Annotated in this window: 15 protein-coding genes; 5 read left to right on the top strand and 10 right to left on the bottom strand. The window is 61.8% G+C overall.

The window, feature by feature from the left end:
- Positions 1-81: 81 nt before the first annotated feature.
- A complete protein-coding gene (gene leuS, locus NL123_RS03825) occupies positions 82-2,688 on the bottom strand; it encodes a leucine--tRNA ligase (protein ID WP_494357242.1) in 2,607 nt (868 codons plus the stop codon).
- Between the two features lie 261 nt (positions 2,689-2,949).
- On the opposite strand from leuS, the gene NL123_RS03830 reads away from it, so the two are divergent.
- Complete coding sequence (locus NL123_RS03830; protein WP_494357243.1) at positions 2,950-3,267, top strand: hypothetical protein; 318 nt, start codon at positions 2,950-2,952, stop codon at positions 3,265-3,267.
- Positions 3,268-3,366: 99 nt separating this feature from the next.
- Positions 3,367-4,128, top strand: a complete 762-nt coding sequence (locus NL123_RS03835) for a YdcF family protein (protein WP_248484820.1) — start codon at positions 3,367-3,369, stop codon at positions 4,126-4,128.
- A gap of 122 nt (positions 4,129-4,250) precedes the next feature.
- Here NL123_RS03835 and lnt read toward each other — a convergent pair whose 3' ends face one another.
- The 5 genes from lnt to miaB all read right to left on the bottom strand — a co-directional run bounded on the left by lnt (position 4,251) and on the right by miaB (position 9,663).
- On the bottom strand, positions 4,251-5,774 hold the full coding sequence (gene lnt / locus NL123_RS03840) for an apolipoprotein N-acyltransferase (protein WP_494357244.1): 1,524 nt from the start codon (positions 5,772-5,774) through the stop codon (positions 4,251-4,253).
- A gap of 8 nt (positions 5,775-5,782) precedes the next feature.
- The gene (locus NL123_RS03845) at positions 5,783-6,622 is read right to left on the bottom strand and encodes a CorC family transporter (RefSeq protein ID WP_010206772.1); all 840 of its coding nucleotides are present in this window, start codon (positions 6,620-6,622) and stop codon (positions 5,783-5,785) included.
- 41 nt (positions 6,623-6,663) lie between these two features.
- Complete coding sequence (gene ybeY, locus NL123_RS03850; protein WP_248484808.1) at positions 6,664-7,122, bottom strand: rRNA maturation RNase YbeY; 459 nt, start codon at positions 7,120-7,122, stop codon at positions 6,664-6,666.
- Positions 7,115-8,119 carry a PhoH family protein gene (locus NL123_RS03855; RefSeq protein ID WP_058427759.1) on the bottom strand — a complete coding sequence of 335 codons (1,005 nt, stop codon included), beginning with the start codon at positions 8,117-8,119 and terminating at the stop codon, positions 7,115-7,117. The genes ybeY and NL123_RS03855 overlap by 8 nt, the downstream gene beginning before the upstream one ends.
- 215 nt (positions 8,120-8,334) lie before the next feature.
- Complete coding sequence (gene miaB, locus NL123_RS03860; RefSeq protein ID WP_058427758.1) at positions 8,335-9,663, bottom strand: tRNA (N6-isopentenyl adenosine(37)-C2)-methylthiotransferase MiaB; 1,329 nt, start codon at positions 9,661-9,663, stop codon at positions 8,335-8,337.
- Between the two features lie 131 nt (positions 9,664-9,794).
- Here miaB and NL123_RS03865 point away from each other — a divergent pair, with 131 nt between their 5' ends.
- On the top strand, positions 9,795-10,121 hold the full coding sequence (locus NL123_RS03865; protein WP_003194436.1) for a DUF1820 family protein: 327 nt from the start codon (positions 9,795-9,797) through the stop codon (positions 10,119-10,121).
- Between the two features lie 8 nt (positions 10,122-10,129).
- Here the strand turns inward: NL123_RS03865 and NL123_RS03870 are convergent, their stop codons facing one another.
- The 4 genes from NL123_RS03870 to NL123_RS03885 form a co-directional block, all read right to left on the bottom strand.
- Entirely contained in the window at positions 10,130-10,684 is a 555-nt protein-coding gene (locus NL123_RS03870; protein WP_071489908.1) for a tetratricopeptide repeat protein, read from the bottom strand.
- A 225-nt stretch (positions 10,685-10,909) separates the two neighbouring features.
- Positions 10,910-12,193, bottom strand: a complete 1,284-nt coding sequence (hemL, locus tag NL123_RS03875; protein WP_016973898.1) for a glutamate-1-semialdehyde 2,1-aminomutase — start codon at positions 12,191-12,193, stop codon at positions 10,910-10,912.
- Between the two features lie 11 nt (positions 12,194-12,204).
- Positions 12,205-12,834 (bottom strand): thiamine phosphate synthase, encoded by a 630-nt coding sequence (gene thiE / locus NL123_RS03880; protein WP_494357245.1) that lies wholly within the window; start codon positions 12,832-12,834, stop codon positions 12,205-12,207.
- 18 nt (positions 12,835-12,852) lie between these two features.
- Positions 12,853-13,650, bottom strand: coding sequence for a hydroxymethylpyrimidine/phosphomethylpyrimidine kinase (locus tag NL123_RS03885; RefSeq protein ID WP_049711392.1), 798 nt, complete (start codon positions 13,648-13,650; stop codon positions 12,853-12,855).
- Between the two features lie 276 nt (positions 13,651-13,926).
- On the opposite strand from NL123_RS03885, the gene NL123_RS03890 reads away from it, so the two are divergent.
- Both NL123_RS03890 and NL123_RS03895 read left to right on the top strand, forming a co-directional pair.
- The gene (locus tag NL123_RS03890; RefSeq protein WP_248484794.1) at positions 13,927-16,317 is read left to right on the top strand and encodes a hybrid sensor histidine kinase/response regulator; all 2,391 of its coding nucleotides are present in this window, start codon (positions 13,927-13,929) and stop codon (positions 16,315-16,317) included.
- A gap of 69 nt (positions 16,318-16,386) precedes the next feature.
- Positions 16,387-18,042, top strand: coding sequence for an acyl-CoA dehydrogenase family protein (locus NL123_RS03895; protein WP_494357246.1), 1,656 nt, complete (start codon positions 16,387-16,389; stop codon positions 18,040-18,042).
- Positions 18,043-18,169: the final 127 nt, after the last annotated feature.

Raw genomic sequence — 18,169 nt, forward strand, 5'->3', positions numbered from 1 at the left:
CTCCCCTTGAAACCATGTGGGCCTTATCGAGGCCCTGAAGGCTTTGTTCGACGCAGGGCCCAAACCCTGCGCCCGATCCGATTAGCTCGCGACGATATTGACCAGTTTGCCAGGCACCACGATCACTTTGCGGATCGTCAGGCCTTCGGTAAAGCGCAGCACGTTTTCGTTAATGCGGGCAGCCGCCTCGACGTCTTCGCGGCTGGCGGTGGCCGGCATGTCGATCTGACCACGCAGTTTACCGTTGACCTGGATCACCAGTTGCAGCGTGTCCTGTACCAGGGCGCTGTCATCCTGCACCGGCCAGCGCGCATCGATGACGGCGTCGCTGTGGCCCAAACGGTTCCACAGGTCGTGGCTGATGTGCGGCGTGATCGGCGCCAGCAGCAGGGTGACCGTTTCCAGGCCCTCCTGTACCAGTGCGCGATCCTGCTCAGTGACTTGTGGGGCTTTTTCCAGCACGTTCATCAGCGTCATCACCTGGGCGATGGCGGTGTTGAACTTGTGGTTCTGGCCCACGTCCTGGCTGGCTTGCTTGATGGCCAGGTGGGTGCTGCGGCGAATGAGTTTCTGCTCGTCGCTCAAGGCGGCGACGTCCAGCTTGCCCGGCAGGCCCTGGCTGATATGAGCGTGCGCCAGGCGCCAGACGCGCTTGAGGAAGCGGTGCGAGCCTTCGACGCCGGAGTCGGACCATTCGGCGCTCATGTCAGGCGGCGAGGCGAACATCATGAACAGGCGGCAGGTGTCGGCACCGAACTGATCGATCATCGACTGCGGGTCAACGCCGTTGTTCTTCGACTTGGCCATCTTCTCGGTGCCGCCGATTTCCACCGGCAGGCCGTCGGCGATCAGCTTGGCGCTGATGACCTTGGCTTTGCTGTCGCGCTCAAGCTCGACGTCAGCCGGGTTGAACCAGGTGTAGGCGCCGTTGGCTTCACGGCGATAGTAGGTCTCGGCGACCACCATGCCCTGGGTCAGCAGGTTCTTGAACGGCTCGTCGGAGCTCACCAGGCCTTCGTCACGCATCAGCTTGTGGAAGAAGCGCGCGTACAGCAGGTGCAGGATGGCGTGTTCGATACCGCCGATGTACTGGTCAACCGGCAACCAGTGGTCGGCCGCGGATTTCTCTACCAGGCCGCCTTCATAGTGCGGCGAGGCGTAGCGGGCGTAGTACCACGAGGACTCGACGAAGGTGTCCATGGTGTCGGTTTCACGCTTGGCAGGCGCGCCGCATTTCGGGCAACTGCACTCGTAGAACTCGGGCATGCGCGCCAATGGCGAACCGGCGCCGTCCGGCACCACGTCTTCCGGCAGGACGACCGGCAGTTGGTCTTCCGGCACTGGCACGTCGCCACAGCTTTCACAGTGGATGATCGGGATCGGGCAGCCCCAGTAGCGCTGGCGGCTGATGCCCCAGTCGCGCAGGCGGAACTGGGTGCGCGAGGCGCCGAGGTTTTTCTTGACCAGCGCGACTTCGATGGCGTCGAAAGCGCCCTGGAAATCCAGGCCGTCGAACTCGCCGGAGTTGATCAGCGTGCCGTGCTCGCCGTAGGCGTCTTGCCACGGGGCCGGGTTAGTGTCGCCCGAGCTGGTGCGCACCACGGACTTGATCGGCAGGCTGTATTTAGTGGCGAATTCGAAATCGCGCTCGTCGTGGGCCGGCACTGCCATTACTGCGCCATCGCCGTAGTGCATCAGCACGTAGTTGGCGACCCATACCGGCAGCTTTTCACCGGTGAGTGGGTGCTCGACGAACAGGCCAGTCGGCAGGCCTTTTTTCTCCTGGGTGGCGACGTCGGCTTCGGCCACGCTGCCGCCTTTGCATTCGGCGATGAACGCCTGCAGCTCAGGGTTGTTCTGTGCAGCCTGGGTGGCCAGCGGGTGTTCGGCAGCCACGGCGACGTAGGTCGCGCCCATCAGGGTGTCCGGACGGGTGGTGAAGACTTTCAGTGCGCCCGCTGCGCCGATCGAGTCGACGTTGTACGGGAACTGCACTTCCATGCCCTTGGACTTGCCGATCCAGTTGCGTTGCATGGTCTTGACCTGTTCCGGCCAGCCCGGCAGGTCGTCGAGGCTCGACAAGAGTTCATCCGCGTAGGCGGTGATCTTGAAGTAGTACATCGGGATTTCGCGCTTTTCGATCAGCGCGCCGGAGCGCCAGCCGCGACCGTCGATCACTTGCTCGTTGGCAAGGACGGTCTGGTCGATCGGGTCCCAGTTCACGGTGCCGCTCTTTTTGTAGATCACGCCTTTTTCGAACAGGCGGGTGAACAGCCATTGTTCCCAGCGGTAGTAATCCGGCTTGCAGGTGGTGACTTCGCGGGACCAGTCCACCGCCAGGCCCAGGCTGCGCAGCTGGGACTTCATGTAGGCGATGTTTTCGTAGGTCCACTTGGCGGGGGCCACGTTGTTTTTCATCGCGGCGTTTTCCGCCGGCATGCCGAAGGCATCCCAACCCATGGGTTGCAGGACGTTCTTGCCTTGCATGCGCTGGTAACGGGAAATCACGTCGCCGATGGTGTAGTTACGCACGTGCCCCATGTGTAGCTTGCCGCTGGGGTAAGGGAACATCGATAGGCAGTAGTAAGTCTCCTTGCCTGGCTGTTCACTGACTTCAAAGGACTTTTGCTCGTCCCAGAAGGTTTGGGCGGCATTTTCTATTTCACGGGGCTGATATTGTTCGTGCATGGCTACTTTTGAACTGAATAGGGGTGGCCTAATCCTCTTCGGTGCAACATTCAGGTTGATCGACACCAAAAAGCGGCGCGTCCGTGCCCAAACCCTGCGGGAAGTGGAGTTACAGGAAGCGCCGTAGCATACATGACCCCACTCTATCGAGGGAAACCCTGATTGCTCTGGCAGGGCCGTCTGTCGCGGCGCCGGGCAGGCGCAGCCACGGGGGCTACGCTGTTTATTGGGGAGCAAGTCTTTCTTCAATGAGGTGAGGGGATGGTTGAATCGCAGCGAATCGTAACGAAACCGAAAATCTACGAAGGACTGATCGACCGTTTGGGTCGTGCATTGGATGCAGCGAGGACAGCGGGCCGATTGCGTGATGAACGGCCTGTGGAGTTGGAACTGCGCGGTTTGACCCGCGCGGAGTTGGAACTGATCAAGGCTTATCTGGAGCGGAATGGGCGCGGTGCGCCTCCTCTGGTGGCAACCCCGCCACCCAAGGAGCCCACGCACTCTGCCAAGGTGGTGTGGCTCAAGGACTTGTCGGTCGGTCGCGGCCCGGAAAAACGCCGCTTCGTACGCTACAAGTAGTTCACTCCCCCTAGAGCAACACCTTCGCGTCATGTCACGGTAAAGATTGTCGCTAAACCCCGTTACACCTTAGGCTTCGGGCATCTTTGGAGATGCCCGATGCCTATTCGTTACTTCATTAAACAACTGCTCCTGCCGCCCGGCATTCTCTTGCTGCTGCTGGCCCTTGCCTGGTGGTTTCGGCGTAGCCGGCCACGCTTGGCGGGTTGCTGCTTTGCGCTGGGGTTTGGCGGTATGTGGCTGATCAGCCTGCCGGTGATGGTGGAGTGGGGCGCACGAGCCCTGGAGACTGAGCCGCCGTTGGCGCGGGAAGATTGGTCGACGCTGGCGCAACGCGCCGATGCGATCGTGGTGTTGGGCTCCGGGCGTGAGCGCGGTGACCCGGCCTGGGGCATCGATCAGCCGACGGGTACCGGCCTGGAGCGCCAGCGCTATGCCGCACGATTGGCCAAGGCCTCCGGGCTGCCGGTGCTGACGACCGGCGGCCTGCATTACGGCACACCGCCTAGCGAGGCGGAGCTGATGGCGGTGTCGATGCAGGATGACTTCGGTGTGACGGTGCGCTGGAAGGAAGAGCGCAGCCGAACCACCTGGGAAAACGCGCAGATGAGCGCAGAGATTCTCTTGCCCGAAGGCATCAAGCGCGTGGTGGTGGTGACCCAGGCCTGGCACATGCCGCGTTCGGTGTGGAGCTTTGAGAGAGCCGGCTTTACCGTGGTGCCGGCGCCGGTGGGGTTCCTGGGCGTGGACAACGCCAGGCCACTGGGTGGCTGGATGCCGGAGTTCGTCTCAGTGTGGCGCAGCGGGCAGTTGATCAACGAAGCGGTGGGGCAGGTGGGCTATCGGTTGTTCTACCGATAACGCGGCAGATCATCATGTGGGAGGGGGCTTGCCCCCGATAGCAGAGTGTCAGTCAGTACATCTGATACTGATACACAGCCATCGGGGGCAAGCCCCCTCCCACATTGGTTTTGGGTTGTCTGTCAGACGGTTTTGGACATGCGGCTCGCCAGCAGCGCCCAGCCAAACAGCCCCAGGCACACAATGATCAACGGCCACGAACGCCATTGCAGGTACGGCGTGAGGTTGTGCATCGGCACCACTTCACCGTAGAGGATGCCGCGTTCGAATTGCGGGATCTGCGCGGTGATCTGCCCGAACGGGTTGATCAGGCCGGTCACGCCATTGTTGGTGGCGCGGATCATCCAGCGCCCGGCTTCCAATGCACGCATCTGCGCCATTTGCAGGTGCTGCAATGGGCCGATGGAGCGGCCGAACCAGGTGTCGTTGCTGATGGTCAGCAGCAGATCGCTCTGCGCCGACAGGCCGGCGGCGAATTCCGGGTACACCACTTCGTAGCAAATGAACGGCGCAATCTGATAGCCCTTGGCCTGCAGCATCGCCTGGTCCGAGGGGCCGCGGGCGAAGTCCGACATCGGCAGGTCGAAGAAGGCAATCAGGCCGCGCAGCATGTCTTGCAATGGCACGTACTCACCGAACGGCACCAGTTTCTGCTTGAGGTAGGTGCCGTCGCCTTCGCCGACCACGGTGATGCCGTTGAAGTAGCGCTTCTGGTGGTGCACTTCCTGGCGGATCGGTACCCCGGTGATCAGCGCGGTGTGCCGGTCGGCGGCGAATTTGCCCATCATGCCCAGGTAGCCTTCGACAGACTCCTTGAGCACCGGCACCGCCGTTTCCGGCCATACCAGCAAATCGACACGCTTGGAACTGAAGCTCATGTCGCGATACAGCGCGAGCTGCGCGTTGAGCTGCTCCGGGTCCCACTTCATGCTCTGTTCAACGTTGCCCTGGATGGCGGCTACGCTCAGCGGCGCGCCGGACGGACTGGTCCAGGCGTGATGCTTGAGCGCCAGGCCGATCGCCCAAGGCGCGACCAGCAACACCAGGCCGGCACCGATAAAGGCGTTGCGCTTGCCGGCCAGCAGGCGCGGCAGGTTGCACAGCAGGGCGGCGGTGAGTGCCAGGGCAAAGGAGATCAGCCACATCCCGCCCAGCGGCGCGAGGCCGGTGAGGGGGCCGTCGAGTTGGCTGTAGCCGGAGTACAGCCACGGGAACCCGGTAAGGAACCAGCCGCGAAACGCCTCCTGGCCGACCCACAACGCTGCGAATGTCAGCGCATCCGCCAGCGGCGCTTCGTTGCGGCGCAACCAGCGCGCCCACAACCAGGCGGGCAGGGCGAAGAACCAGGCGATGGCGGCGGTGAACAACAGCATCAGGAACCCCGCCAGCAACACCGAAGCGCCGCCGAAGTGGTGGATGCTGTAGTAGATCCAACTGGTGCCGGCACCAAACAGGCCGAAGCCGAAACACCAGCCACGACCCAGGGCCTGGCGTGGGCTCAGGTCCCGCAGCCCCACATAGAACAAGCCGACCGCGACCAGCGCAAACGGCCACAGGTCGAACGGCGCCAGCGCCAGGGTAGTGATGGCGCCGGCCACCACGGCCAGCAAATTACCGGGCCAGCCGGGAGCGGTGAGACGGCGCATGTCAGTCCTTAGCGGGCAATAGGGGTCAAGCGGATCAAGTGGATGCGACGGCTATCGGCATTCAGGATACGGAAGCGATAGGCGCCGATCTCGGTGGTTTCGTTACGTTTTGGCAGGTGGCCAAACGCACTCATCACCAGGCCACCGACGGTGTCGAACTCGTCGTCGGAAAATTCGCTGTCGAAGAACTCGTTGAAGTTCTCGATCGGCGTCAGCGCCTTGATCAGGAAGTCACCGCTGGGCAGTGGCTTGATGTAGCTGTCTTCTTCGACGTCGTGTTCGTCTTCGATATCGCCGACGATCTGTTCCAGCACGTCTTCAATCGTGACCAGGCCGGCCACGCCGCCGTATTCGTCGATCACAATGGCCATGTGATTGTGGTTGGCGCGGAATTCGCGCAGCAGCACATTCAGGCGCTTGGATTCAGGCACGAAGGTCGCCGGACGCAGCAGGTCCTTGATGTTGAAGCTGTCGCCGTTCTCCTTGAGGATCAGCGGCAGCAGGTCCTTGGCCAGCAGGACGCCCATGACATCGTCATGACTTTCACCGATCACCGGGTAGCGCGAGTGCGCCGAGTCGATCACGGCCGGGAGGAACTCCCGTGGGGTCTGGGTCGCCTTGATGCTGATCATCTGCGAGCGCGGGACCATGATGTCCCGCACTTGCAGGTCAGCCACCTGGATGGCGCCCTCGACAATGGCCAGCGCTTCGCTGTCCAGCAACTTGTTCTGATGGGCCTCGCGCAGCAGCTCCAGCAGCTCCTGGCGGTTTTTCGGCTCGTGGGCAAAAGCCTGGGTCAGTTTACCCAGCCATGACTTCTGCCCGTTGCTCGATCGGTCTTCGCTCATAGCGATTACTCTGAATCCTTTATTGTTACAGTTGAGTGTTTTTAAGCTTCGTCGTCGGCATACGGGTCCCGATGACCCAATTCTGCAAGCAACGTTTGTTCCAGTGTTTCCATTTCCTCGGCTTCGTCATCGTCTATATGGTCGTAACCCAAGAGATGCAAGCAGCCGTGGATGACTAGATGGGCCCAGTGGGCCTCAAGTTCCTTGCCTTGTTCCTTCGCTTCGCGCTCCACCACCGCGACACAGATGACCAGGTCGCCCAGCAACGGGATATCCAGCAGCTCATCCGGCACGTCGGCGGGGAAGGACAGCACGTTGGTCGCGTAATCCTTCTGGCGCCAGGTGTGGTTCAGTTCGCGGCCTTCGGGCTCATCGACCAGGCGAATAGTCAGTTCCGAGTCGGCGCTGCGCTGGCGCAGGGCCAGGGCGCACCACTGACGGAACTGGGCTTCACTGGGGGCGGGCGCTTCGGTGGCCAGCTGCAGGTCTAGCTCAAGCATCGCGGCGAACGTCCTTGGACAACCCATCGTCACGGTGTTCGAAACGCTCGTAGGCCTCGACGATGCGCTGTACCAGCGGGTGGCGAACCACATCCTTGGGCATGAAGTGCGTAAAGCTGATGCCCGGCACATCCTTGAGCACCTCGATCACCTGGCCCAGGCCCGACTTGGTGCCCTTGGGCAGGTCGACCTGGGTGATGTCGCCGGTGATCACGGCGGTGGAGCCGAAACCGATGCGGGTGAGGAACATCTTCATCTGCTCGACCGTGGTGTTCTGGCTTTCGTCGAGGATGATGAAGCTGTTGTTCAAAGTGCGGCCGCGCATGTAGGCCAGCGGGGCGATCTCGATCACCTGGCGTTCGATCAGCTTGGCCACGTATTCGAAGCCAAGCATCTCGTACAGTGCGTCGTAGAGCGGGCGCAGGTACGGGTCGATCTTCTGGGCCAGGTCGCCGGGCAGGAAGCCGAGCTTCTCGCCAGCCTCGACCGCCGGGCGTACCAGCAGGATGCGGCGCACTTGCTCGCGTTCCAGCGCATCGACCGCGCAGGCCACGGCCAGGTAGGTCTTGCCGGTACCGGCGGGGCCGATGCCGAAGTTGATATCGTTGCCGAGGATTTCCTTGACGTACTTCTGCTGATTCAAGCCGCGCGGGCGAATCATGCCTTTTTTGGTACGCAGGGCCACGCTGGCTTCGGCCACGGGGTTGTTGGCCAGGTCTTCCACGGCCGATTCCTGCAGGTACAGGTGCACGGTTTCCGGCGACAGCTCGCTACCCTTGGTTTCACGGTAGAGGCGGCGCAGCAGGTTTTCTGCGGACGTGGTGTGTTGGGGTTCACCAATGAGCTCGAACTGATTGCCGCGATTGCGGATCTCGATGCTCAGGCGTTGTTCGATCAGGCGCAGGTGCTCGTCGAACTGTCCGCACAGATTGGCGAAACGGCGAGCCTCAAACGGCTCGAGGAGAAAACGATGGGGTTCTGCGATGGGTGCGTTCAAGGTTGTTTTTAGCCGCCCTTTGGCTGTTGAGGTGAAATAGAGAATAACGCCAGCTGCCCGTGTGCGAAAGCACTTACGTCATCGGAATGTTGCACGGTCAAAATGTGGGAGGGGGCTTGCCCCCGATAGCGCCGGTTCAGATAAAACATCTGTGTCTGACACGCCGTCATCGGGGGCAAGCCCCCTCCCACATTGAGTCGCTGTTAATCAGGTCATTATTGCAACAATGATCCGCGCAACGAGTGCGGTTGCGCCGCATCGATATGCACATCGGCAAACTGGCCGATCAGGGTCGGATTATCGCAGCGGAAGTTTACGATTCGGTTGTTCTCGGTACGCCCCTGCAATTCGCCCGGGTCTTTTTTCGAATAGTCGGTGACCAGGATGCGCTGGATGGACCCGACCATTTGTCGGCTGATCTCGAAACCCTGCTGGTTCAAGCGGTGTTGCAGCGCATTGAGGCGCTCTTTTTTCAGCGCTTCCGGGGTCTCGTCCGCCAGGTCGGCCGCCGGGGTGCCGGGGCGCTGGCTGTAGACGAACGAGTAGGAGAAGTCGAAACCGACGTCTTCGATCAGCTTCATGGTCTGCTCGAAGTCTTTCTCGGTCTCGCCGGGGAAGCCGACGATAAAGTCGGAACTGATGCAGATGCCCGGCACCGCTGCGCGCAATTTGCGCAGTTTGGATTTGTATTCCAGGGCCGTGTGGTTGCGTTTCATGGCCGCCAGAATGCGGTCCGAGCCCGATTGCACCGGCAAGTGCAGGTGTTTGACCAGTTCCGGCACTTCAGCGTGGGCCTGGATCAGGCTGTCGGAGAACTCCAGCGGGTGTGAGGTGGTGTAGCGGATGCGCTCGATACCGTCCACGGCCGCCACCACGCGGATCAGCTCTGCCAGGTCGGCCAGGCGGCCGTCCTCGGTCAGGCCGCGGTAGCCATTGACGTTCTGGCCCAGCAGGGTCACTTCGCGCACACCGTTTTCGGCCAGGTGGATGATTTCCGACAGCACGTCGTCAAACGGCCGGCTGACTTCTTCGCCGCGGGTGTAGGGCACCACGCAGAAGGTGCAGTACTTGCTGCAGCCTTCCATCACCGACACGTAGGCGCTTGGCCCATCGATACGCGGCTCGGGCAAGTGGTCGAATTTTTCGATTTCCGGGAACGACACATCCACCTGCGGCAGCTTGGTGACGCGCGCGGCATCGATCATTTCCGGCAGGCGGTGCAGGGTCTGTGGACCGAAGACCACGTCGACATAGGGTGCGCGGTCGCGGATCGCGGCGCCTTCCTGGCTGGCCACGCAACCGCCGACGGCGATCACCATGTCCGGGTTGGCGAGTTTCAATTCGCGCCAGCGGCCCAGCTGGGAGTACACACGGTCCTGGGCCCGCTCGCGGATCGAGCAGGTATTGAGCAGGATCACGTCGGCATCTTCGGCGCGGGCGGTGACTTCCAGGGCCTGGTGTTCGCCCAGCAGATCGACCATGCGCGAGCTGTCGTACTCGTTCATCTGGCAACCGTGGGTTTCGATGTAAAGCTTCTTGGCCATGGGAATCGTCAACTGGTGGTAAAGAACCGCGCATTATAGGGGGCATGCCCATTGGTTCCTAGCGTTGTGCATCGGGTGCCATGCTATAGTTCGCGCCCTCTTTTATATCCCCGATGTGTTGTTCGCCCACCATGACCAAACGTGAAGCTCCAATCTACAAGGTGATTTTCCTCAACCAGGGCCAGGTGTTCGAAATGTACGCCAAGCAGATCTATCAGAGCGATCTGTGGGGTTTCCTGGAGGTGGAAGAGTTCGTCTTTGGCGAGCGCACCCAGTTGGTCGTCGACCCGGGCGAAGAGAAGCTCAAGGCACAGTTCGAAGGCGTGGTGCGCAGTTTTGTGCCGATGCATTCGATTGTGCGCATCGATGAAGTCGAGCGCCTGGGCACGCCGAAGATCAGCGAGGCACGGGGCACCAGCAATGTGATGCCATTTCCGATGCCAATGCCGGAGAAGTAAGGCAGCTGTCAGGGCAGGGGTGAGAAGGGCGAACGCCCATCGGCGCTCTGCAGTTCCAGAAGGTAGTTGCGGAAAATCTGGCCCAGCACCTGGGTCGCCACTTCCAGTTCATCGCGCTGCATGTGCTCGGCTACTTCGTCGGCCGTGTCCAGCGCGTCTTCAGCGCCGTTGACCGCAGCCATTTTCAGCACGATGTACGCCTGGACGTTATTGGCTGGCACGCCTTCGCCCTTGAAGAACATGTTGCCCAACTGGAATTGCGCCTGGGCATGGCCCTGCAACGAAGCTTTCTCGAAGTAACTCAAGGCCTTGTTGAGGTCGCGGGCGGGGTTCTTGCTGTCGTGGAAGTACTCGCCCAACTCGTATTGCGCCTGCGCATCCCCGCCGTCGGCCTGTTTCTGGCACGCGCTCAGAGCTTCGGCCTGGCTGTCTGGCTGGGTATTGAGGGTGCAACGACCCATCGCTGGGATTAACAACGAGTTGCCGCCTGCTTGTGCATGTGCCAGCAGCGGCTGAAGGAGCAACAGGCAGCCCAGAACCAGGGTGCGGCCGGTGCGTTTCATGGGAATCGACTTACCTCTGACGGGGCACGCGGACCCTCGGGGGATCCAATAAGCGCGCATTATGAAATAAGCAGGCCTCTGCTTACAAAGTCTTTACTCGTTTTTCTGCTGCTTGGGCAAGTTATCTGCCGGATTGCAGGTGAATTCTCGGAAAAACTCGGAAATATCTGTAAGCAAAGTAGCAAATCAGACACCGTTTGCGCGGTGCCGGATGTTCGCAGCCTATTACTTCAGTGCGGCGAAGGCGCGTTCAGCGGCGTCGAGGGTCAGTTTCAGCTCGGCTTCGCCATGGGCAATCGAGGTGAAGCCGGCTTCGAAAGCGCTCGGTGCCAGGTACACGCCGCCTTCCAGCATCAGGTGGAAGAAGCGCTTGAACAGATCGGCGTCGCTGCCCATCACGTCATCAAAGGTGACGATATCGTCGGCACCGCTGAAATACAGGCCGAACATACCGCCGGCCTGGGTGGTGACAAACGGAATGCCAGCGGCATCGGCGCGCTGTTGCAGGCCGTCGAGCAGGCGTGTGGTGTAGTCGGTCAGCTCGGCATGGAAGCCTGGGCGGCTGATCAGGCGCAGGGTGGTCAGGCCGGCGGCCATGGCCAGCGGGTTACCCGACAAGGTACCGGCCTGGTATACCGGGCCCAGCGGCGCGATGTGCTGCATGATCTCGCGCTTGCCGCCGAAGCAGCCCACCGGCATGCCGCCGCCGATGATCTTGCCGAAGGTGCTCAGGTCTGGCGTGACGCCGTAGTGCGCCTGGGCGCCGCCGAGGGCGACGCGGAAACCGGTCATCACTTCGTCGAAAATCAGCACCACACCGTGTTTGTCGCACTGCTCGCGCAGGCCTTCAAGGAAGCCCGGCGCGGGCGGCACGCAGTTCATATTGCCGGCCACCGGCTCGACGATGATGCACGCCACGTCCTGGCCTACTTCATTAAGCATCTGCTCGACCGCGGCGATGTCGTTGAACGGCAGGGTCAGGGTGTGCTTGGCGAACGCAGCCGGTACGCCGGCCGAGCTTGGCACGCCCTGGGTCAGCAGGCCGGAGCCGGCCTTGACCAACAGGCTGTCGGAGTGGCCGTGGTAGCAGCCTTCGAACTTGATGATGCTGTCGCGGCCGGTGAAACCACGGGCCAGCCGGATCGCGCTCATGGTGGCTTCGGTGCCGGAGCTGACCATGCGCACCATTTCCATCGACGGCACGATCGAGCAGACCAGGTCCGCCATCTCGGTTTCCATGGCGGTCGGTGCGCCGTAGGACAGGCCGTGTTCCAGTTGCTTGCGCACTGCATCCAGCACGTCCGGATGGCTGTGGCCGAGAATCATCGGGCCCCAGGAGCCCACGTAGTCCACGTAGCGCTTGTCATCTTCGTCGGTGACGTAGGCGCCTTCGGCATGCTTGAAGAACAGCGGCGTACCGCCCACGCTCTTGAACGCACGCACGGGGGAGTTCACACCGCCGGGGATGTGTTTCTGGGCATTGGCAAACAGCGTTTCGGAACGGGACATGATCGGGCTCTCTAAACTGAATTTTTAAGAAGGTCGTTGAACGCACGGGCGCGGCGCGTGACTTCCTGGGTTGTGTCGGCGCCAAACAGGCCGTGCACCACCGCCAGCAGATCGGCACCGTGGGCCACCAGGGGCTCGGCGTTCTCCAGGGTGATGCCGCCGATCACGCAGATCGGCAACTGCAGGCGCGCACGGGCCTGGGCCAGCATTTCGACGGTGGCGGCAGGGGCGCCGGGCTTGGTACTGGAATTGAAGAAGCGACCGAAGGCGACGTAGCTCGCACCTTCCTTGGCAGCCTGCTCGGCCAGTTCGATCTGGCTGTGGCAGGTAGAACCGATGATGGCCTTGGAACCGAGCAGGGCGCGGGCCGGGGTCAGCGGGCCGTCGGTCTGGCCCAGGTGCACGCCGACGCCGAGGCGCGCGGCCAGTTCGGCGTCGTCGTTGATAATGAGTTGAGTCTTGTAGCGTGAGCACAGCTCTCGCAGCTTTTCTGCTTCACGCAGGCGCCGGGCCTCGTCGCTGCTTTTGTCGCGGTATTGCAGCAGGGTCACGCCACCGTCCAGCGCCGCTTCGACGTAGGCGAGGAATTTGCCGGCCAACAGTTGGCTGTCGGTAATGGCGTAAAGGCCACGTAGTTTCATCAGGCAGGCCTCGTGCTGTTAAGAGCAGAAATCCAGCGGCAGACGGCGCGGCACGAACTGGCCCTGGCCGAGTTGTTCAGCGTCACGCAGGGTGCGCCAAGTGTAGTTGAGGGCAGACTGCACGGCGCTCACCAGGCCTTCGCCCTGGGCGATCCGACCTGCCAGGGCGCTGGCCAGCGTGCAGCCCGAACCGTGGTAACTGCCGGGCAGGCGTTGGCAGGTAAAGGTCTGGCGCGTGCCGTCACGGCTGTAGAGGCGGTTGTGTACTTCGTGCTCGTCGCCATGTCCACCGGTGATCAGCAGGTGCTTTATATAGGGCAGCAGCTTCTCGGCGCATTCGTCTGCGGTGCCTTCGGGCAGTTCGGCGAGGATGCGCGCTTCGGGCAGGTTCGGCGTGGCGATCAGCGACAACGGCAACAGCCGCTCACGCATCGCATAACCGACCTCGTCCTTGCCCAGGCTGCCGCCACCACCGGCGCGCAGCACCGGGTCGCACACCACCGGCAGGTGCGGATGCGCCTGCAGCAGTTCGACCACGGTGTCGACCATCGCGGTCGAGCCGAGCATGCCGAGCTTGACCGCCGCCACTTCGGAGTCGCCGAGCACGGCATTGGCCTGGGCCAGCACCCACTCGCGGTCGAGCACGCGGAAATCGCTGACGTTGACCGTGTTCTGCACAGTCAGCGCGGTGACGGCCGGAGCCGCATGGCAACCCTGGGCGAGCAGGGCTTCGATATCTGCCTGCAAGCCGGCGCCACCACTGGGATCATGGCCGGAGAGACAGAGGACAACGGGGCGAGAGCTGTAGATATTCATGGTGCGCGAGCTTACCACCAAACGCTTTTGGCGGGGCTGTTGCGCACAGTAGGATTTTCACCGTGGGTGGAAGGTTTCAGCAACCCAAATGAGTGCATGCGAATTGCTGAAAGCCCCGTTCTAGAGCCTTTCAAAAAATTATTTCAATGGTGTCTAATAGCCTTTAGTGGCTATGCTAGAGTGGATCCAAACTACTAACTGTATTGCCGGTGTACGTCTTCTCAAAAGGAATGGGGGGCTTTTTTGACATAACCGGACAGGCCACGCTGGGGCTCTATGCGCTATTTGCTGATTTTATTGTTGTGCGGGCTGCCGATGCTCGCCAGCGCCATCGAGTTCAACCAGGACACGCGAAGCCTGCCGCTGGGGCGAGCCCTGCAAGTGCTCGAAGACCCGACCGATGCCCTCACCATCGCCGATGTCAGCGCACCCTCCGCTGTCACGCAATTCAAGCCCCACGATAAAGACACCCTGAATGCTGGTTATTCGCGCTCGGTGTTCTGGCTCAAGGTCAATCTGCACTACCTGCCCCAGAATCCTGAAGCCCAACGCACCTGGTTGCTGGAGCTGGCCTACCCGCCCCTCGACCATCTGGACCTGTACCTGCCCGACAGCACCGGCACCTATCGCCTCGCCGGGCGCACAGGGGATGCGCTGCCGTTTGCCGCCCGTGAGATTCGCCAGAACAACTACCTGTTCAAACTCGACTTCACGCCGGGCGAAGCGAAAACCGTCTACCTGCGCCTGCAAAGCGAAGGCTCGATCCAGGCGCCTTTGACGCTGTGGTCCAGCACCGCGTATCTGGAACAACAGCCGCTGCGCCTGTATGTGTTGGGCCTGATCTATGGCGTGTTGCTGGGCATGCTGGTGTACAACCTGTTCATCTATCTCAGCGTGCGCGACACCAGCTACCTCTATTACATCCTGTATATCGCTTCATTCGGCATGTACCAGCTGTCGGTCAATGGCGCGGCAGTGGAGTACTTCTGGCCGGACAACCCGTGGTGGGCGAATGCCGCGACGCCGTTCCTGATTGGCTCGGCAGCGTTGTTCGGCAGCCTGTTTGCGCGCAGCTTCCTGCACACGGCCCAGCACAGTCGCTGGATCAACCGTCTGTTGCTGGCGCTGGTGGCGTGTGGCGGTGTGGTGATGCTGCTGTCGTTGATGACCAGCTACGCCCTGGCGCTGCGCCTGGCCACCGGCTTGGCGCTGGTGTTTACCGTGACCATCTTTGTCGCGGCCATCAAGGCCTGGTATTGCGGGCAGCGGGTGGCGCGCTATTTCATCATCGCCTGGTCGGCGTTCCTGCTCGGCGGGGTGGTGAATACCCTAATGGTGCTGGGCTACCTGCCGAATATGTTCCTGACCATGTACGCCAGCCAGATTGGTTCGGCGATCGAAGTCGCGTTGTTGTCCCTGGCCCTGGCCGACCGCATCAATGCCATGCGTGAGCAACAGGCGCAGATCCTGTTCGACGCCAGCCAGAAGCTCGAAGTGCTCAACCTGCAGTTGGCACGCAGCAACCGACTCAAGGATGAATTCCTCGCCACCTTGACCCACGAACTGCGCACCCCGATGAACGGCGTGATCGGCTCCCTCGAACTGATGCAAACCGTGCCGCTGGATGCGGACCTGGCGCAATACCAGCAAACCGCCGCCGGCTCGGCGCGGGACATGATGCGCATGGTCAACGGTATCCTTACCCTCACCGAGTTGCAGGCCGGGCGCCTGGTTGCGCAGCCCGAGGTGTTCAGCCTGCGCGGTACCCTCGACACCTTGCGCCAGCAGTTCAGCGCCAGCGCCCAGAGCAAGGGCCTGGCGTTTTCCATCGACGTGGCGGACGAGCTGCCGGACCGTGTGCTGGGCGACGCCGACAAACTGTTGCAGTGCCTCGATTGCCTGCTGGATAACGCCTTCAAGTTCACCCACGAAGGTTCGGTACGCCTGCGTGTGGTCGGCGTGCCCCACAGCGACGGTCGCTTGCGCCTGAGCTTTATCGTCACCGATACCGGGATCGGCTTTGCTTTCCTGGATGAAGCCACCCTGTATCAGCGCTTCTTCCAGCTGGATGGTTCCACCACCCGTGAATACGGCGGCCTGGGCATCGGCCTTGCCATCTGCCGGCAACTGATCGAGCTGCTGGGCGGGCGCCTTACCCATCATTCCGAGCCGCGCAAAGGCAGCCGCTTCCAGCTGGAAGTGGAGGTCAGCCCGGTCGCGCCCGAGTCCAAGCCTGCGCCGGACAAGCAACGTGCGCCCCAGGAGTGCTCGGTGCTGCTGGTGGATGACAACAGCGTCGGCCAGTTGGCGGTGCGCGGCATGCTGCTCAAGCTCGGTTACCGGGTGAAAACCGTGGACAGCGGCCCGAACGCGTTGGCGGCGTTGCAGGCGGCGGATTTCGACGCAGTGCTGTTGGATATTCCCGAGGGTGGTTTCTCGTTGTGCTGTCAGATTCGTGCGCTGCCGGGCTGTGGCGAATTACCAGTGATTGCCTTGAGCACGTCGCTGAATGTGTCGGAACGTGAGGGGTGCCATGGCATCGGGATTTCCGAGCGCCTGGCCAAGCCTGTGCGTTTCGAGGCATTGCAGGCGGTGTTGGAGCGTCGGTTGTTGCGCCCTTTAGAGGGCAAAAGCGCCGGACAATCGGCGGGTATGCCACTTTTTTAAGGGGTATGACGGTGCTTAACTGAAATGCAGGCCTCAACTGAACGTGGCCTTTTTTCTTGGAGGCCCGTCATGAACCTGCATCAATTTGCCGAAACCCACGACGTCACCAACCAGCCGCCGTCCCTGGACGGCACCAACCTGTACCGTATCGACTTGCCTTTGCAGGAATGGTCGCGCCGCTTTGGTGCCGGCTGGGCAAAAGCGCGTATCGATGCCTACGGTGCGTTGGCCGGCGGGCCATTGATGGAAGCCGGGTTCCTGGCGAACCAGAACAAACCGGTGTTCAGCAGCCATGACCGGTATGGCCATCGCATCGACCTCGTGGAGTTTCACCCGGCTTATCACGAACTGATGCGTACCGCTGTCGAACACGGCCTGCCGTCGCTGCCTTGGGCCCATCCGCAGTCCGGCGCCCACGTGGCCCGCGCCGCCATGACCTACCTGCACAGCCAGGCCGAAGCCGGCACCGGCTGTCCGCTGACCATGACTTTCGCCTGTGTGCCTGCGCTACGTCTGCAGCCTGACTTGGCTGACATCTGGCTGCCGAAAGTCCTCAATACCCAATACGATTCGCGCAACGTTGGCATCGCCCACAAGGCCGGTGCCACCATCGGCATGGCCATGACCGAGAAGCAGGGTGGTACCGATGTGCGTGCCAATACCACCCGGGCGTATCCGGTGGGAGCGGGCGGGCCAGGGCAGGCCTATGAACTGGTGGGCCACAAGTGGTTCTGCTCGGCACCGATGTGTGATGCGTTCTTGACCCTGGCGCAAACCGACAAGGGCCTCACCTGCTTCCTGCTGCCCCGGCACCGTCCGGATGACACGCGCAACGAGTTCTACATCCAGCGCCTGAAAAACAAACTCGGCAACTGCTCCAACGCCTCCAGCGAAGTGGAATTCCGTGGTGCCCTGGCCTGGATGATCGGCGAAGAAGGCCGTGGCGTGCCGACCATCATCGAGATGGTCGCCATGACTCGCTTCGATTGCATGGTCGGCTCCAGCGCCCTGATGCGCCAGGCGCTGACCCAGGCCAGCCATCATTGTGCCCATCGTTCGGTCGGCGGCCGCGTGCTCAGCGAGCAGCCGTTGATGCAGAACGTGCTGGCGGACCTGGCGCTGGAAAGCGAATCCGCACTGGCCCTGAGCCTGCGCATGGGCCGTGCGCTGGATCATCTGGACGATGAACAGGAAGCCAAGTTCGCCCGGCTGGTGACGGCGGTGGGCAAGTATTGGATCTGCAAACGTGCGCCGGCGATGATCAACGAGGCCGCTGAATGCATGGGCGGCGCCGGCTATGTCGAAGACAGCATTTTGCCGCGTCTGTACCGTGAGGCACCGGTGAACTCGACGTGGGAAGGGTCCGGTAACGTGCAGTGCCTGGACGTGCTGCGGGCGTTGTCGAAAGAGCCGGGTGTGCTGGAGGCGCTGTTTGTCGAACTGGGCGATGGGCATGGCGACAAGTTGCTTGTGCGGCATATCGAACAGCTCAAGTCGGCGTTCATGGACACCCAGGACATCCAGTACCGTGCGCGGCAACTCACCGAAGACATCGCCGTGGCATTACAGGCCAAGTTGTTGCTGGAGGCGGGGAATGCGGCGGTCAGTGATGGGTTTATCGCCAGTCGGTTGGGCGAAACGTCCGCTCGGGTGTATGGCACCTTGCCGCGTGGTGTGGATGTGGCGGCGCTCGTCACCCGTTCCACCCCCAATCTATCGGACTAAAATGCGGTAAACATGTGGGAGGGGGCTTGCCCCCGATAGCGGTGTGTCAGCGATAGATGTGTTGGCTGACAGTCAGCTATCGGGGGCAAGCCCCCTCCCACATTTACCGCATTCCAACTCTGGTGTT

It is taken from the genome of Pseudomonas sp. FBCC-B1565 (assembly GCF_059133265.1).

Excerpts from the sequence above, each read along its gene's own strand:
- leuS (WP_494357242.1), bottom strand. The coding sequence starts at position 2,688 with ATGCACGAACAATATCAGCCCCGTGAAATAGAAAATGCCGCCCAAACC.
- NL123_RS03830 (WP_494357243.1), top strand. The coding sequence starts at position 2,950 with ATGGTTGAATCGCAGCGAATCGTAACGAAACCGAAAATCTACGAAGGA.
- NL123_RS03835 (WP_248484820.1), top strand. The coding sequence starts at position 3,367 with ATGCCTATTCGTTACTTCATTAAACAACTGCTCCTGCCGCCCGGCATT.
- lnt (WP_494357244.1), bottom strand. The coding sequence starts at position 5,774 with ATGCGCCGTCTCACCGCTCCCGGCTGGCCCGGTAATTTGCTGGCCGTG.
- NL123_RS03845 (WP_010206772.1), bottom strand. The coding sequence starts at position 6,622 with ATGAGCGAAGACCGATCGAGCAACGGGCAGAAGTCATGGCTGGGTAAA.
- ybeY (WP_248484808.1), bottom strand. The coding sequence starts at position 7,122 with ATGCTTGAGCTAGACCTGCAGCTGGCCACCGAAGCGCCCGCCCCCAGT.
- miaB (WP_058427758.1), bottom strand. The coding sequence starts at position 9,663 with ATGGCCAAGAAGCTTTACATCGAAACCCACGGTTGCCAGATGAACGAG.
- NL123_RS03865 (WP_003194436.1), top strand. The coding sequence starts at position 9,795 with ATGACCAAACGTGAAGCTCCAATCTACAAGGTGATTTTCCTCAACCAG.
- NL123_RS03870 (WP_071489908.1), bottom strand. The coding sequence starts at position 10,684 with ATGAAACGCACCGGCCGCACCCTGGTTCTGGGCTGCCTGTTGCTCCTT.
- hemL (WP_016973898.1), bottom strand. The coding sequence starts at position 12,193 with ATGTCCCGTTCCGAAACGCTGTTTGCCAATGCCCAGAAACACATCCCC.
- thiE (WP_494357245.1), bottom strand. The coding sequence starts at position 12,834 with ATGAAACTACGTGGCCTTTACGCCATTACCGACAGCCAACTGTTGGCC.
- NL123_RS03885 (WP_049711392.1), bottom strand. The coding sequence starts at position 13,650 with ATGAATATCTACAGCTCTCGCCCCGTTGTCCTCTGTCTCTCCGGCCAT.
- NL123_RS03890 (WP_248484794.1), top strand. The coding sequence starts at position 13,927 with ATGCGCTATTTGCTGATTTTATTGTTGTGCGGGCTGCCGATGCTCGCC.
- NL123_RS03895 (WP_494357246.1), top strand. The coding sequence starts at position 16,387 with ATGAACCTGCATCAATTTGCCGAAACCCACGACGTCACCAACCAGCCG.